Annotated in this window: 14 protein-coding genes; 6 read left to right on the top strand and 8 right to left on the bottom strand. The window is 61.9% G+C overall.

Annotated elements, in window-relative coordinates:
• Nucleotides 1–171 precede the first annotated feature (171 nt).
• The 3 genes from AC3CB8_RS18050 to AC3CB8_RS18040 all read left to right on the top strand — a co-directional run bounded on the left by AC3CB8_RS18050 (nucleotide 172) and on the right by AC3CB8_RS18040 (nucleotide 3,951).
• Nucleotides 172–1,836: an ABC transporter substrate-binding protein gene (locus tag AC3CB8_RS18050; protein WP_023795085.1), complete on the top strand. Its 1,665-nt coding sequence runs from the start codon at nucleotides 172–174 to the stop codon at nucleotides 1,834–1,836.
• Between the two features lie 69 nt (nucleotides 1,837–1,905).
• The gene (locus AC3CB8_RS18045; RefSeq protein ID WP_352563107.1) at nucleotides 1,906–3,027 is read left to right on the top strand and encodes a carbohydrate ABC transporter permease; all 1,122 of its coding nucleotides are present in this window, start codon (nucleotides 1,906–1,908) and stop codon (nucleotides 3,025–3,027) included.
• A gap of 6 nt (nucleotides 3,028–3,033) precedes the next feature.
• Nucleotides 3,034–3,951, top strand: coding sequence for a carbohydrate ABC transporter permease (locus AC3CB8_RS18040; protein ID WP_352563106.1), 918 nt, complete (start codon nucleotides 3,034–3,036; stop codon nucleotides 3,949–3,951).
• 45 nt (nucleotides 3,952–3,996) lie between these two features.
• On the opposite strand, the gene AC3CB8_RS18035 is transcribed toward AC3CB8_RS18040, so the two are convergent.
• Both AC3CB8_RS18035 and AC3CB8_RS18030 read right to left on the bottom strand, forming a co-directional pair.
• Nucleotides 3,997–4,740, bottom strand: a complete 744-nt coding sequence (locus AC3CB8_RS18035; RefSeq protein ID WP_023783844.1) for a creatininase family protein — start codon at nucleotides 4,738–4,740, stop codon at nucleotides 3,997–3,999.
• A gap of 3 nt (nucleotides 4,741–4,743) precedes the next feature.
• Entirely contained in the window at nucleotides 4,744–5,289 is a 546-nt protein-coding gene (locus AC3CB8_RS18030; RefSeq protein WP_435052991.1) for an SIS domain-containing protein, read from the bottom strand.
• A 211-nt stretch (nucleotides 5,290–5,500) separates the two neighbouring features.
• On the opposite strand from AC3CB8_RS18030, the gene AC3CB8_RS18025 reads away from it, so the two are divergent.
• Complete coding sequence (locus AC3CB8_RS18025) at nucleotides 5,501–6,523, top strand: aldo/keto reductase (RefSeq protein ID WP_352563104.1); 1,023 nt, start codon at nucleotides 5,501–5,503, stop codon at nucleotides 6,521–6,523.
• Nucleotides 6,524–6,609: 86 nt separating this feature from the next.
• Here AC3CB8_RS18025 and AC3CB8_RS18020 read toward each other — a convergent pair whose 3' ends face one another.
• The 4 genes from AC3CB8_RS18020 to clpP form a co-directional block, all read right to left on the bottom strand.
• On the bottom strand, nucleotides 6,610–6,882 hold the full coding sequence (locus AC3CB8_RS18020; protein ID WP_015318196.1) for an HU family DNA-binding protein: 273 nt from the start codon (nucleotides 6,880–6,882) through the stop codon (nucleotides 6,610–6,612).
• A gap of 196 nt (nucleotides 6,883–7,078) precedes the next feature.
• Nucleotides 7,079–9,490, bottom strand: coding sequence for an endopeptidase La (lon, locus tag AC3CB8_RS18015; RefSeq protein ID WP_015318197.1), 2,412 nt, complete (start codon nucleotides 9,488–9,490; stop codon nucleotides 7,079–7,081).
• 273 nt (nucleotides 9,491–9,763) lie between these two features.
• Entirely contained in the window at nucleotides 9,764–11,038 is a 1,275-nt protein-coding gene (gene clpX, locus AC3CB8_RS18010) for an ATP-dependent Clp protease ATP-binding subunit ClpX (RefSeq protein ID WP_013532190.1), read from the bottom strand.
• Between the two features lie 295 nt (nucleotides 11,039–11,333).
• Complete coding sequence (gene clpP, locus AC3CB8_RS18005) at nucleotides 11,334–11,963, bottom strand: ATP-dependent Clp endopeptidase proteolytic subunit ClpP (RefSeq protein WP_015318198.1); 630 nt, start codon at nucleotides 11,961–11,963, stop codon at nucleotides 11,334–11,336.
• Between the two features lie 333 nt (nucleotides 11,964–12,296).
• Here clpP and AC3CB8_RS18000 point away from each other — a divergent pair, with 333 nt between their 5' ends.
• Entirely contained in the window at nucleotides 12,297–12,890 is a 594-nt protein-coding gene (locus tag AC3CB8_RS18000; RefSeq protein ID WP_352563103.1) for a hypothetical protein, read from the top strand.
• A gap of 2 nt (nucleotides 12,891–12,892) precedes the next feature.
• Here AC3CB8_RS18000 and AC3CB8_RS17995 read toward each other — a convergent pair whose 3' ends face one another.
• A complete protein-coding gene (locus AC3CB8_RS17995) occupies nucleotides 12,893–13,996 on the bottom strand; it encodes an NAD(P)/FAD-dependent oxidoreductase (RefSeq protein ID WP_023773226.1) in 1,104 nt (367 codons plus the stop codon).
• A gap of 104 nt (nucleotides 13,997–14,100) precedes the next feature.
• Here AC3CB8_RS17995 and AC3CB8_RS17990 point away from each other — a divergent pair, with 104 nt between their 5' ends.
• Nucleotides 14,101–15,351, top strand: a complete 1,251-nt coding sequence (locus tag AC3CB8_RS17990; RefSeq protein ID WP_352563102.1) for a cytochrome P450 — start codon at nucleotides 14,101–14,103, stop codon at nucleotides 15,349–15,351.
• 49 nt (nucleotides 15,352–15,400) lie between these two features.
• Here the strand turns inward: AC3CB8_RS17990 and AC3CB8_RS17985 are convergent, their stop codons facing one another.
• Nucleotides 15,401–15,745, bottom strand: a complete 345-nt coding sequence (locus AC3CB8_RS17985) for a cupin domain-containing protein (RefSeq protein WP_023783838.1) — start codon at nucleotides 15,743–15,745, stop codon at nucleotides 15,401–15,403.

Here is a 15,745-nt window from a genome sequence, read left to right as displayed (position 1 = left end):
CGTTTGGTTGTGAGAATAGTGGCGAGCGCCAATCCGAACGCCGGTTCTCTACCCGAAAAAACGGAAGGCGAAGCGACGCAGGTTGGGGTCCTGATTTCGCTTCTAAAAGGCCAGCGCCCGGCACGATTGGCACTTTCGATTCACGACTAACGTTCTGGGAGGAAATAGTCCATGCGAGTAGGTCTTTACGACAAACTGGTACGTGCCGGCGCCACAAGGCGTGACATATTGAAGGGCGCGGCCTCGATGGCCGCGATCGCGGCCGCATCTGGCGCCGGACTTGGCGCGCTGACGCGCCCGGCTTCCGCCGCAAGCGAACTGCGCTCGAAAATCCTGCAGATCCCCGGGGTTGGCAAAGGCCAACCGACAGACGCCGATTTCCAGAAGGTCGGCGAGCTTTGCCTGGAGGCGACCAAGGCCAATGTCAAGGAAGGCGAGTTCGCCGGCGTCGAGCTCACCTTCATGGGCCTCAATAACCAGAACCTGCACAACGTCCTGTTCCGTGGTTTCCTGAAGCCGTGGGAAACCTATACCGGCGCCAAGATCAGCTGGATCGACCTGGCGCAGGCCGACTACAACGCCCGCCTGCAGCAGTCGATCGCCACCGGCACCGTCGACTTCGACATCATCGAGATGGGCGCGCCGTTCGAGGGCGACGTCTGCGGCAAGGGCCTGACTTCGGAGATGCCCGACTGGGTCAAGAAGCAGATCGACTTCGACGATCTCGTCAACTACCTCAAGCCGCCCGTCGGCACCTGGGATGGCAAGCAGTACCGGGTCACCATCGACGGCGACGCGCACAATTTCAACTACCGCACCGACGTGTTTGCCGACGCCGACCTCGCCAAGCAGTGGAAGGATGGCGGGGCGACGAGCGAATGGGGCGTGCCTAAGACCTGGCAAGAGGTTCAGGCAGTGACCAAGTTCCTGAAAGGCAAGAAGTTCAAGGGTCAGGACGTCTACGGCTATCTCGACGCGCCCAAGCCCTGGGGTGGGTTCGGCTTTTACTTCCTTGGCAGCCGTGCCACCGCCTACGCCAAGCACCCCGACGACAAGGCCTGGCTGTTCGACGCCGACACGATGAAGCCACGCGTCAACAATCCGGCCTGGGTACGCGCCATCCAGGACGTCATCGACGCCTTGCCGTCGGAGCCGGCCGACCAGATCAATGCCGACCCGAACACCACCGCCTTCCAGCAGTTCCTGGCCGGCACCGGCTCGATGATCCCCTGGTGGGGTGACGTCGGCTCGAACGTCAAGACCAATGACAGCTCGGTCATCGGCGATGTCACCGGCTTCTCGATCCTGCCGGGCTCCGACGATGTCTACAACTCCAAGACCGGCAAATGGGAGAAGCTCGCCAGCGGCCCGAACTATGCGCCCAACTGCGCCTATCTCGGCTGGGGCGTCTATGTCATGGCCCGCGTCGATAGCGACGAAAAGAAAAAGAAGGCGGCATGGTCGGCTGCCGCCCATCTCGGCGGCAAGGACTTGTCGATCTGGACGGCGATGTATCCGTCGGGCTTCCAGCCCTATCGCAATTCGCACTTCGACATTCCGGAGTGGGTGGCGGCCGGCTACGACGAGGCGTTCATCACCTCGTATCTGAAGTCGGAAGGCGACAGCTACAACCACCCCAACGCGGCGATCGAGCCGCGCATCCCCGGCATCTTCCAATATTACAGCGCCGCCGAGGATATCCTGGCCAACACCTTCGCCGGCAAGATGAAGGCGCAGGAAGGCGCCGATGCCATCGCAGCCGCCTGGGAGAAGCTGACCGACCAGATCGGCCGCGACAAGCAGATCAAGCTCTACAAGGCTTCGCTCGGCATGTAGGCTACGCCATGAACCGTGGTCCGGCGGCAACGCCGGGCCACAGCCTTCCCTTCCAAACGGGCGAGATTTGTGGCTGACCAGACTTCGACCGCGACCCGGTGGCCGGCAGACGCCGCCCCCTATGATCTGATCCCGCCGGGCCGCAGGCGTCTGGGCTGGGCGCTGATGGCGATTGCCACGCTCGGCCTGCTGGCTACGATCGTGCTGCAGATTCTCTACAAGACCGAGGTCGATCCGATCGGCTTCGAGACATGGCGGCCCGTGGTCTACGCCTATGTGCTGTGGGGTGTGGCGATCGGCATCGGCCAGGTTCTGACACGTGGCGAGGACGGTCAGCGCGCGCTGTTCCTGCTGCCGGCCCTGTTGTTCACCATTGCGATGGTGATCTTCCCGACCCTGTTCGGCTTCTACATCGCGCTTACCGACTGGAATCTCTCCTCCTTCAGCGGCCGCCGGTTCAACGGGCTCGACAATTTCTGGCAGATGCTCGCCGATCCCTACTACCGCAACGCCCTGTTCAACATGGTGCTCTATGTGCTGGCGGTGCTGGTCGAATATGTCATCGCCTTTGGTCTGGCGCTGCTGCTCAACGCGCAGATCCGGGCTCGAAAATTCTTCCGGGTGGTGTTCCTGATGCCGCTCATGCTATCGCCGGTCGCGGTCTCGTGGATGATCGGCAAGTCGCTGATGGAATACCGCTTTGGACCGGCAGCCACGCTGGCGCGCCATCTCGGCTGGGAAGACCCCGCCTTCTTCTCGAACCCGATCACCGCCCGCATCTCGATCATGCTGCTGGACGCCTGGACCTTCATTCCATTCATGATGATCATGCTGCTGGCGGGGCTGCAGGCGATGTCGCGCGAGGTGCTGGAGGCGGCACGTGTCGACGGCGCCACGCCCTGGCAAACCTTCTGGCAGGTCACGTTCCCGCTGATGCTGCCGGTGTCGGTGACGGCGGTGATCCTGCGCATCATCTTCAAGCTGAAGCTTGCCGACATCATCATCACGGTCACCTCGGGCGGTCCGGGCGGCGCCACCGATTCGGTCTCGAGCTTCATCTATCGCGAGTACCGCGACCGCTCGAATGTCGGCTATGGCACCATGCTGGCGATGGCGTATCTCGTCATCATCGTGGTGTTCGTGACCTGGCTGTTGAAGTTCGCCAGCCGTTTCGTCCGCAATGTGAATTAGGTAGAGATGAGCGTTCAGACCACCGACTACGTCGCATCCGAAATCCGCTCGCCAGCGAGCTTCCTCGCCAGCCGCGTCTTCATCTATGGCGCGCTCGCCTGCTGGGGCTTCATCTGCCTGTTTCCGATCTATTGGACCATCACCACATCGTTCAAGACGGCGGTGGATGTCACGCAGGGCCACCTGATCCCGTTCGTCGACTTCCAGCCGGATTGGAAAGGCTGGCGATCGCTTGGCCTATCGCCGGACTCGATCCTCCAGACGTCCACGGTGCGCGACGAGTTCCTCAAGCGCTTCATGAATTCGGTCATCACCTCGGTTGGCGCGTCGAGCCTGGCGATCATCATCGGCAGCCTCGCCGCCTATGGCCTGACCCGCTACCGCTACCATTTCGCCTGGTTCAAGAACGAAGACATCTCCTTCTTCTTCCTGTCGCAGCTCATCCTGCCGCCGGTGGTGCTGGCCCTGCCCTTCCTGGTGCTCTACCGCGAAGTCGGATTGCTCGATACCCGCGTCGGGCTGATCCTGCTCTACACGCTGATGGTGCTGCCGATCGTGATCTGGATCATGCGCGACCAGTTCAATTCCATCCCCGTCGAACTAGAGGAAGCAGCCCTCGTCGACGGCCTGTCGATCTGGGGCGCCTTTTTCCGTATCGTCATGCCGATCGCGCTGCCGGGCATGGTGGCCGCCTTCATCCTGGCGATGGTGCTGTGCTGGAACGAGTACTTCTTCGCCGCTCTTTTGACCTCGACGGACGCCAAGACTATCCCCGTCATGGTTGCCAGCCAGACGGGCTCGCAAGGCATCAACTGGTGGTCGATGGCGGCGCTTGCCACCGCGGCCATCGCGCCGCTTGCCATTATCGGCATCGCGCTGGAGCGCTACCTGATCATGGGCATGACCGCTGGCGCGGTGAAGTGACCGGGCGTCTTCACCCTCCCCTCCCTGGGAGAAGGTCGCGCTAGTCTAGGACTTCAGGATCGCGCGCAGATGATCCATGATCATGGCGACGCCCTTCTGTCCAAGTGCTGCCGAACCCTCCGCCGCAGTCGCCGTATACCAGCTTTTGTTGTCCGCGAAATGCGCGGCGTCCACCGCTTCCGGGCATAGCGCCAGCATCAGCGATGTCTCGCCGATGCCGGCATGGTCGAACGGATATTTGCCGTTCATGGCGGCAGGCATCAGCGGATGCACCTGCACCCAGTTGAAGAAGTTCTCGCCCTCGGCATGTCCGGCATAGTAGTCGGCCATCGTCTCGGAGCCCCACCAGCCCTCGCCACGCTGCTTCTCGAGGAAGCGGAAGATCGCCTGCCTGCCAGCTGTCTTGAAGGCGAGGTCCGTCGGCATGCCGGCGGCGAAATTCTCGGTCTGGTGATGAATGATGGCGTGGATGTTGCGAAACCCAATGCGCAGCAGGCTGTAGAACAGCGCCTCGCCGAATGGCGCCAGTTGATTGCCGCCGACCTGGACGGAGCCGCTGCCTTCCGGCGGTGCCACCGCGTAACTCGCCGCGCCATAGTAGAAGGGCGGCAGGATGACGACATCGCTTTCTTTTTCGAACAACTCCAGCGTCTTGACGACCGCCAGCGTGTCCATGCCGACGGCCATGTGCTCGCCATGGTATTCGAGCACGCCGAGCGGCAGCGCGACTGGCCAATTCTGGGCGATCGCCTTGCGGATCTGGTGCGGCAGCATCAGTTCATAGCGCATGATCTATTCCATGTTGGTGTGGCGGGCGCGCATCGCTTCCGGCAACGCCGCGGTCATGTCCCTGAGTTTCAGCACCATGATCTCGAACAGCAGGAACAACGCGCCCTCGAACACCGAGCCCATCGGCAGCACCGACGTCTTTCGCGACCCCTGATCGTCGGCCATGGTCTGCGCCGGGATCAGCAGCGTCAAATCGGCCAGCCCTGCGGCGCTGCCGCCTGCCTGGGCGGTCAGGAGCAGGACGGTCGCGCCTGCCTGGCGCGCGATGCGCATCAGGGTGAGTACGGTCGAGGTTTCGCCGGGCCCGGAACTGACAAGCAGGACATCGCCCTGCCCTACAGGCGGGGTGGTCATGTCGCCGACGACCGAAACCGGCAGGCCCAGATGATAAAGCCGCATGGCGAAGCCCTTCACCTGCAAGGCCTCGCGGCCGCAGCCATGGACGACAATTTGTCTGGCACCGACCAGCATCCCACAGGCGGCGTCGATCCGATCGCCATCGACGCGCGCCAGCACCGCGCCAAGCTCGTCGAGCGCGGTCTTGAACATCTCCGAGCTGGAGTTGCTCACGGCCACGCCGCCTGCGCGCCGGCAATCGAATTGGATTGGCAATTCCTGATCACGCTTTTCCCCGGAACAGCTTGATTTCGTTCATGCTAGCAACCGGGAAAATGCGTGTCCAACGCTCAGCGGCGCTTTTGCCAAGCCACGAGCGTGATAGTGTCATGTCAGACAAAGCAATCCGGGAAAATTTCAAGATATGAAGACACGGCATTTCGACCGCATCGGCAATGGCGGCATTACCTTCTCGGAGCTGGGTTTCGGTACCGCGCCGCTCGGCAATCTTTACCGCCCCGTCTCGGACGAGGACGCCAATGCGACGCTAGAGGCCGCCTGGGCGACCGGCTGCCGCTACTATGACACCGCGCCCCTCTATGGGCTCGGCCTGTCGGAAACACGTCTCAACCCGTTCCTGCGCTCCAGGAGGCGCGACGACTACGTGCTGTCGAGCAAGGTCGGCCGCATCATGCGCGCCTGCCCGCCAGAAGAGCGCACCGGCATCGGCAAGTTCTTCGACACGCCGTCGCGCAAGGAGGTCTACGATTACAGCTATGACGGCGTCATGCGCTCGTTCGAGGCCTCGCTGGAGCGGCTTGGCGTCGACCGCATCGACATCCTGTTCGTGCACGATGTCGATATCTTCACCCACGGCAGCAAGGAGGCGTCCGACCGGCGCATCGAGGAGTTCATGCGCTCGGGCTATTATGGCCTGCTCGCCTTGCGCGACCAGGGCGTCATCAAGGCGTTCGGCGGCGGCATCAACGAATGGCAGGTGGCCCAGACCCTGGCCGAGCGCGGCGATTTCGACCTGTTCCTGCTTGCCGGCCGCTATACGCTACTGGAACAGGAGGCGCTGACATCGTTCCTGCCGCTTTGCCAGAAACGCGGCATCGGCATCGTTCTCGGCGGACCATACAATTCCGGCATCCTGGCCACCGGACCGAAGCCCGGCGCTTACTACAATTATTCCGAGGCGCCGCAGGATGTGCTCGATCGCGTGACGCGCATCGAGGCCGTCTGCAAGCGCCATGGGGTCGGGTTGATCGAAGCCGCCCTGCAGTTCCCGCTATTGCACCCGTCTGTGGTTTCAGTCATCCCCGGCGGTCAGCGGCCCGAAGAAGTCGAGAGCAATCGCTCGCTGCTGGACGCGAAACTCCCTGCATCGCTCTGGGCCGATCTCAAGAACGAAGGCCTCATGCGCGCCGACGCCCCGGCAGCTTGAGGAGCTACCGTCCGGCCCAATACGGATCCGAAAAAGAAAAGCCGGGCAAGCCCGGCTTTTCTGGTTTTTCAAAAATCAAAACGCGCTTAGTTGACGGCGTCCTTGAGACCTTTGCCGGCCGAGAACTTCGGCACGGTGCGCGCCGGGATCTTCACTTCGGCGCCGGTCTGCGGGTTGCGGCCGGTGGATGCGGCGCGCTTTGACACGGTGAAATTGCCAAAGCCGACAAGCCGGACATCGCCGCCCTTCTTCAGTTCGCCGGAGATGACAGAAAACACTGCATCGACCGCGGACTGCGCGTCACCCTTCGAAATGCTCGCGGCGTCGGCGACAGCGGACACCAGTTCGTTCTTGTTCATAAAAATTCCCTTCCATGAGAACACCGGAACTCACGACTCATCCGGCAGGAAACGGACTTTAGAAAGAAGCGTTCCCGCAACCAAGTCGAAAAGGCAGGAAAAAAGCGGAAAAAGCCCGGAATTCCGGGGTTTTTCACATGAAAAAGCCGGGCGCGAGGCCCGGCTTTCTGTTTGTGCGCTGCAACCTTAGAAAAAACTAATGCGCAAGCGACTTTCCAGCGTCATCGCTCGTGTCCGTGGAAGCCGGCGGATTGACCGGTTCGACCCATTCGATCGGCTCCGGCATCCGCACCAGCGCGTGGCGCAACACCTCACCGACGCGTGAGACCGGAATGATTTCCATGCCGTTCTTCACGTTATCCGGGATCTCCGCCAGATCCTTGGCGTTGTCTTCCGGGATCAGCACCTTCTTGATGCCGCCGCGCAACGCGGCGAGCAGCTTCTCCTTGAGGCCGCCGATCGGCAAGATACGACCGCGAAGCGTTATCTCGCCAGTCATCGCCACATCGGCCCGCACCGGAATGCCCGTCAGCACCGACACGATAGCCGTGGCCATGGCGGCACCGGCGGACGGACCGTCCTTCGGCGTGGCGCCTTCCGGCAAGTGCACGTGGATGTCGCGCTTGTCGAACAGCGGCGGCTCGATGCCGAAATCGATGGCGCGCGAGCGGACATAGGAGGCCGCCGCCGAGATCGATTCCTTCATCACGTCGCGCAGATTGCCGGTCACCGTCATGCGGCCCTTGCCAGGCATCATGACGCCTTCGACCGTCAGCAGCTCGCCGCCGACTTCCGTCCAGGCAAGACCGGTGACGACACCGACCTGATCGTCAGCCTCGACCTGGCCGAAGCGGTAGCGCTGAACACCGAGATAGTCGGCGAGGTTCGCCGCCGTGATGCTCACCGTCTTCTTCTTCGTCTTCAGGATCTCGGTCACCGCCTTGCGCCCGAGCTTCATCAGCTCGCGCTCCAGGCTTCTGACGCCCGCTTCACGGGTGTAGGTCTGGATGATGGCGCGGATCGCATCCTCACCGACGGAGAACTCCTTTGGCTGCAGCGCGTGATCGCGGATCACCTTCGGCATCAGGTGCCGCTTGGCGATTTCGATCTTCTCGTCCTCGGTGTAGCCGGCGATACGGATGATCTCCATACGGTCCATCAGGGGCGCAGGGATGTTCAGCGTGTTCGCCGTCGTCACGAACATCACGCTCGACAGGTCGTATTCGACCTCGAGGTAGTGGTCCATGAACGTCGAATTCTGTTCGGGGTCGAGCACCTCGAGCAGCGCGGACGACGGATCGCCACGGAAGTCCTGGCCCATCTTGTCGATCTCGTCGAGCAGGAAGAGCGGGTTGGACTTCTTGGCCTTCTTCATCGACTGGATGACCTTGCCGGGCATCGAGCCGATATAGGTGCGCCGGTGGCCACGGATCTCGGCCTCGTCACGCACGCCGCCAAGCGCCATGCGGATGAATTCGCGACCGGTCGCCTTGGCGATCGACTTGCCGAGCGAGGTCTTGCCGACGCCGGGAGGGCCGACGAGGCACAGGATCGGCCCCTTCAGCTTCTTCTGGCGGCTTTGCACGGCAAGGTACTCGACGATGCGGTCCTTGACCTTGTCGAGGCCGAAGTGATCGGTATCGAGCACGTTCTGCGCATAGGCCAGGTCCTGCTTGACCTTGGAGTTCTTGCCCCACGGGATCGACAGCAGCCAATCGAGATAGTTGCGCACGACAGTCGATTCGGCCGACATCGGCGACATCGTCCTGAGCTTCTTCAATTCGGCGTCCGCCTTTTCGCGGGCCTCCTTGGAGAGCTTGGTCTTCTTGATGCGAGCCTCGATCTCGGCGGCCTCGTCGCGGCCGTCCTCGCCCTCGCCGAGCTCCTTCTGGATCGCCTTCATTTGCTCGTTGAGGTAGTATTCGCGCTGCGTCTTCTCCATCTGGCGCTTGACGCGCGAGCGGATGCGCTTCTCCACCTGCAGGACGGAGATTTCGGCTTCCATGAAGCCCATCGCCTTTTCCAGCCGCTCCTTGACGGAAAGCGTGGCCAGCATTTCCTGCTTTTCAGGGATCTTGATGGCAAGATGCGAGGCAACCGTGTCGGCGAGCTTGGAATAGTCGTCGATCTGGCTGGCGGCACCCACCACTTCGGGCGAGATCTTCTTGTTCAGCTTGACGTAGTTCTCGAAGTCGGTGACGACCGAGCGGGCCAGGGCCTCGACCTCGACCTCTTCCTCTTCCGGTTCGACCAGAGCCGTGGCCTTGGCCTCGTGGAAATCGGGACGGTCGGTGAAGGAGACGATTTTCGCACGCGAAGCGCCTTCGACCAGAACCTTGACGGTGCCGTCGGGCAGCTTCAACAATTGCAGCACATTGGCGAGCGTGCCGATGTCGAAGATCGCATCGGGCTCGGGATCGTCATCGGCGGCATTCATCTGGGTGGCAAGCAGGATCTGCTTTTCCTGACCCATCACCTCTTCCAGCGCCTTGATCGACTTTTCGCGCCCGACGAAGAGCGGAACGATCATATGCGGGAACACCACGATGTCGCGCAGTGGGAGGACCGCGAAGACGCCGTCGCTGGGAGCCTTGGATATTTTGGCCATTGTCCAACCTTTCATGTCGCGGCCACCATCAGGCCAACCGCGAATCTCATATTAACGACCGGGGATCGTTCCGCCTACCACCGTTTATGACGGGAGTTTTACAGCACAGAAATCGGGCACCTCGGCCTTCTCGTGTTAGGTGGAGGCAGGCGGGCCAAAGATCAAGAGTTAACATCGTCCGCAATCCACTCCATCCCGAAGGTTTGCCGGTCCCTCACAGCAAAACGGCGCCGCAGGGGCGCCGTTCCACAAAATATTGGGCCAGGTGCCATATCAGGCGCTGACATTGCCCTTCTTTTCCTTCTGTTCGGAATAGATGTAGAGCGGCCGGGCGCTGCCGGTCACCACCTCTTCCGAAATCACAACCTCGCGCACGCCTTCGAGCGCGGGCAATTCGAACATCGTGTCGAGCAGGATCGCTTCCATGATCGAACGCAGGCCGCGCGCGCCGGTCTTGCGCTCGATGGCGCGCTTGGCGATCGCCGAAAGCGCGTTCTCGTGGAAGGTCAGATCGACATTTTCCATCTCGAACAGGCGCTGGTACTGCTTGACCAGCGCATTCTTCGGCTCGGTCAGGATCTGGATCAGTGCTGGCTCGTCGAGATCCTCCAGCGTCGCCAGGACCGGCAGCCGGCCGACGAACTCCGGAATGAGGCCGAATTTCAACAGATCCTCGGGCTCGACGAGGCGGAAAACATCACCCGTGCGGCGATCCTCCGGCGAGGCGACGACAGCTCCGAAGCCGATCGAGGTTTTCCTGCCGCGATCCGAAATGATCTTGTCCAGCCCGGCGAAGGCGCCGCCGCAGATGAACAGGATGTTGGCGGTGTCGACCTGCAGGAACTCCTGCTGTGGGTGCTTGCGGCCGCCTTGCGGCGGCACGGAGGCGACCGTGCCTTCCATGATCTTGAGCAGCGCCTGTTGCACGCCCTCGCCCGACACGTCGCGGGTGATCGAAGGATTGTCGGACTTGCGTGAAATCTTGTCGATCTCGTCGATGTAGACGATGCCGCGCTGGGCGCGCTCGACATTGTAGTCGGCCGACTGCAGCAGCTTCAGGATGATGTTCTCGACGTCTTCGCCGACGTAACCGGCCTCGGTCAGCGTCGTGGCGTCGGCCATGGTGAAGGGTACGTCGATGATACGGGCCAGCGTCTGTGCCAGCAGCGTCTTGCCGCAGCCGGTCGGGCCGATCAGCAGGATGTTGGACTTGGCCAGCTCGACATCGTTGTTCTTGCCGGCATGCGCGAGGCGCTTGTAGTGGTTGTGGACGGCCACCGACAGCACGCGCTTGGCGTAGGGCTGGCCGATGACATAGTCGTCGAGGACCTTGAGGATCTCCTGCGGGGTCGGCACGCCCTCGCGCGACTTCACCATCGAGGTCTTGTTCTCCTCGCGGATGATATCCATGCACAGCTCGACGCACTCGTCGCAGATGAACACCGTCGGGCCGGCGATCAGCTTGCGCACCTCGTGCTGGCTCTTGCCGCAAAACGAGCAATAAAGCGTGTTCTTGGAATCACCGCTGTTGTTGCCGACCTTGCTCATTTTCATGTCCTTTCATGGCCGCCCGCCGATGGTCTGGCTGAAAGGGCGCATACTCTATTTATCGCGGGAATCCGCCGCCGCCAGTCTTCCGGCCCCCGCAACGTATTCCGTACGAAACACAAATCAGAAAACGTGGCAATGATTCGCAGCTTCCCCTCGCAAAGCTAAGCCGTCGAAAATCAACATAGCCTTAACGTAGGCAATCCCGACCTCCGAGGGAACAGCCAATTGTGGCCGAAATGACGCAAGACACGCCAAAAGCGCGTGATGGTGCCATCCAACTGCCAACTAGCCTTTATGCCAACGCCCCCTCGGCCGCCTCGCGCGACGAAATGACCTTGTCGATCAGGCCAAAATCCTTGGCCTCGTCGGCGGTCATGAAATGGTCCCGGTCGAGCGTCTTCTCGATGTCCTCATAGCTCTTGCCGGTGTGCTTGACATAGACCTCGTTGAGGCGACGCTTCAGCTTGATGATGTCCTGGGCGTGACGCTCGATATCGGACGCCTGCCCCTGGAAGCCGCCGGACGGCTGGTGAACCATGATGCGGGCGTTGGGCGTGGCGAAACGCATGTCCTTGTGGCCGGCGGTCAGCAGCAGCGAGCCCATCGAGGCCGCCTGGCCGATGCACAGCGTCGACACGGCCGGCTTGATGAACTGCATGGTGTCGTAGATCGCCATGCCCGAGGTGACGACGCCGCCCGGCGAATTGATGTAGAGGTTGATTTCCTTCTTCGGGTTCTCGGCTTCGAGGAACAGGAGTTGCGCGCAGACCAGCGTCGCCATGCCGTCCTCGACCGGACCGGTGATGAAAATGATGCGCTCCTTGAGGAGGCGCGAGAAAATGTCGTAGGCCCGCTCGCCGCGATTGGTCTGTTCGACCACCATCGGAACGAGGTTCATATAGGTTTCGACGGGATTCTTCATCAGTTATCTCTTGTCTCGCGGTGGGATTCCGGCGCCGGACAGGCTGGCAGCTCGGGCAGAATCGGTTCTGGATCGTTAAGATGTAAATAGGATGCCGGCTCATCCTTGTGCAAGGCCGACCCGTCCTAGCCATCTGGGTAAGTCGAATCAAGCTTCCGGGCAAGAATTAGCAACAGCTGATGCCACGCCGACCTAAATACCGAGCCGGCTCCGCCAAGGTAGCAGTTTCTTAACCTCGTGGCTTAAGGAAATGCGCCAAAATGCTTTTCTCGGCACCGGCGTCCCCTACAATTCAACGTTGAACTTGTGCCTACAGTTCAAACGGGGAGTGCCATGTCTGGGAAAACCGCATGCTTCACCATTGCCGGGCTGACCATGCTCGGCTCGATTTCGCAAACGGCGGCCGGCGGTCGCGCCGTCGAATGCTACGAGCACGTCCACACACCGGCCGTTTACGACACCGTCTACGAAAACGTCATGGTCAGCCCTCCTGGCCAGCAGATCGTCGACTACGATCCGCCGATCCATGGCACGCGCGAGCGTGTGGTGATGACTGTGCCGGCCCAGGTTCGGTATGAGGTGGTGCCTGCGGTCACCAGGACCGTCTACCATACCGTGAGGGTCGATGGCGGCAGCTATTCCTGGGAATGGCGCGTCATCCATGGCCGCCGCGTGTTGTGCAAGGTTTGGCACAAGGCACGCTATGAACGCGTCGCCGAGACGGCGGTGATCCAGCCCGAGCGCACGCGGCGCGTCGTCATTCCGGCGCAATATGACAGCATCGCCGAGGAGGTGCTGGTGCGGCCCGAGCAAAGGCGCGTCATCGATATTCCCGCCGCCTACCAGACCGTCCCCCGCCGCGTGCTGGTGCGCGAAGGGTCATCCAGCTGGCGGCGGGTGCATATTCCAAGGCACTGCCAGGACTAGGCTTAGGCCACCTCGGCCCGCAGCCAGGCCTTAAGACCGGCGACATCGCCATCGCCAATGGCTTTGGCCACGCGACGCCCGACCGCCGCGCCGAACTTGTAGCCATGGCCCGAGCAAGCCGAGACGACCAGGCACTTGCCGGTCTCATGTGCCAGGAATTTCTCGTCCTCGGTGAACGTGTAGGCGCAGGTGACCACTTCGGTCACCTTGTACTCCTCGATGCGGGCGATCGGCGGCGAAAACAGGTTGCGTATCGCCTCGCCCTCGCCGGGCACCGGCTCGCGGTTCCAGTCGGCGTCGCTGGTCGGCACCTTATGCAGGCCCGAGCCGAATTTCATGCCGGCACCCCGCGTAAGCGGGATCATATAGCCGTCGGTCGTGCCGCCGACATCGAGAATGACGGGCGCCGCCTCCCAAGCGGCCCTGAGATCGGCTGGCGGGTCGACATAGGCGAGCGCGGTGCGAAAGGTTTTCAATTCGCCGCCGAGTTCGGGAAATAGCTTCAGCACCCAAGCGCCAGCGGCAACGACGATGCGGTCGGCCTGCATCGTCTCGCCGGATTCGAGCACGATATGGCCGGCCTCGGCATCGATCTCCGTCACCTTGCTGTGGTCGTAGACATTGGCTCCATTGGTACGCAGCCATTTAGCCAGCCCAGCCGCTATTTCGCGGCAATGCAGCGCGCCGCCCTCGGGCGAAAAATAGGCGTAGCGGAACGAGCCGGTCTCAAGGAACGGCCAGCGCTCCACGGCTGCGTCCGGTCCCAGCAATTCGTAAGGGAATTTTCCTTCTTCAAGGCCCTCGCGGTATTCCTCGGCCTCGTCGCCGGGCTCGCGCGAAACGCAGACGAAGCCCCGCGCGTCGAGGTGGTTCTCGCCGAGATCAGCCCACATCTCGTCCCAGGCCTCGTAGGCTTCAGTGATCAGCAGCCCATAGCCGGTTCCAGCGCGGTAGGCGCGGCGGATGATGCGGTGATGGTCGCCCGACGCCGCCAGCGGATTGGGGATCGGTCCCTGCTCGACGACCGACACGGCGTGGCCCGCCTTTACCAGCGACCATGCCGTGGACAGACCGGCGATACCCGCGCCGACAACGATCACATTCATCCGTTCAGACCTTCCGCAACCCTACTGGCTGGCTCAATGCATCGGGCTGTCGGACGCAACATACGGTCTGGAACCGGGCTGGCAAGCCGCGCTATGGGTCTGGCATGACCATATCGACGCTCTCCTATCTGGCCTTCGATCCAGCCACCCGCCGGCTCAGACTCGACCCCCGCGAACCGGCTTTCTTCCTGGATCCTTACGAGGCCTACGGCTTCCTGCACGAAGCTTCGAATGCTTTTTTCTGGGAAGAATTCGGCTTCTGGTGCTTTGGCGGCTTCGGCGATGTCAACCGGCTGTTGCGCGACCGCCGTTTCGGCCGCCAGAACCCGGCCGGCATCCCCGACAGCCGCGGTGTCGGCCGAGACAGGACCCATCTCGAGGCATTCGACGGCATCGAAGCCAATTCGATGCTGGAGCTGGAGCCGCCGGTGCATACGCGCCTGAGAACACTGGTCAACCGTGCTTTCGTCTCCCGTCAGGTCGAACGGTTGCGGCCGCGCGTCGAGGCGCTTGCCAACGAATTGATCGATCGTTTCGAACCTGGCAAGGCCGTCGACCTCCTGCCGGCCTTCGCGTCCCCGCTGCCGATCACCATCATCGCCGAAATGCTTGGGGTGCCGGTGGAGATGGGGCCGCGACTGCTCGACTGGTCACATCAAATGGTCGCGATGTATATCCATGGCCGCACCCGTGAGACCGAGGAGACGGCCAACCGTGCCGCGGGCGAATTTTCCGATTTCCTGCGCGGCTACGTGACCGAGCGGCGCAAAAAGCCGGGCGATGACCTGCTGTCGCTGCTGATCTCGGCTCAGGAGGACGGCCAGAAACTGTCAGAGGACGAGCTGGTCTCCTCGGCCATCCTGCTGCTCAACGCTGGCCATGAAGCAACCGTGCACCAGACAGGCAATGCCGTCCACTCCATCCTGGCACAAGGCGGCGACCCGCGCCGCTTCTTTACCTCGCCGGAGGCGACGGCAGCCACGGTCGAGGAATGCCTGCGTTTCGACGCGCCGCTGCACATGTTCATGCGCTATGCCTACGAGGAAATCGAAATCGCGCCCGGCATCGTCGTGCGGCCGGGCCAGACGATCGGACTTTTGCTTGGCATGGCCAATCATGATCCGCACGCCTTCGCCGGACCTCGGGCCTTCCGGCCGGAGCGGACCGACCAGAAGAATGTATCATTCGGCGCCGGTATCCATTTCTGCATCGGTGCGCCGCTGGCCCGCCTCGAACTGCAGGTTTCGCTGAGGACCTTGTTCGAGCGGCACCCACAACTGCATCTCGCCGAACAGCCACGCTTCCGCGACACTTACCACTTCCATGGGCTGGAGCGACTTGCCGTCGATTTTTAGCTAGCGCGTTGCCCGGAAATCCGATCGGATTCTCGAATGTGATCAAGCTTCAAAGCTTGATCACATACTCCTTGCGAGTCGTTTCAAGCACTTCCCAGCTTCCCTTGAAGCCCGGCCGCAGCACGAAACTGTCACCGGCTTTGACGGTGCGCGCTTCGGCGCCCTCTTCGGCGATTACCGAAACACCTGAGAGAATGTGGCAGAACTCCCATTCGTCATAGACGATGCGCCACTTGCCGGGGGTCGATTCCCAGATGCCGGCATAGAGGCCGCCGTCGCGCTCCTCGACATTCCAGGTGCGGAATTTCGGATCGCCCGAGATCAGGCGATCCGGCGCCGGCGCACCGGATTCGGGCTCGACGCTTTTGGCGTCGACGGAAAGAAACGCGGTCAT

The organism is Mesorhizobium sp. P160927 (assembly GCF_057766385.1).
Note: the sequence above shows the minus strand (reverse complement) of the source record. Positions and strands in the feature narration are given on the sequence as shown.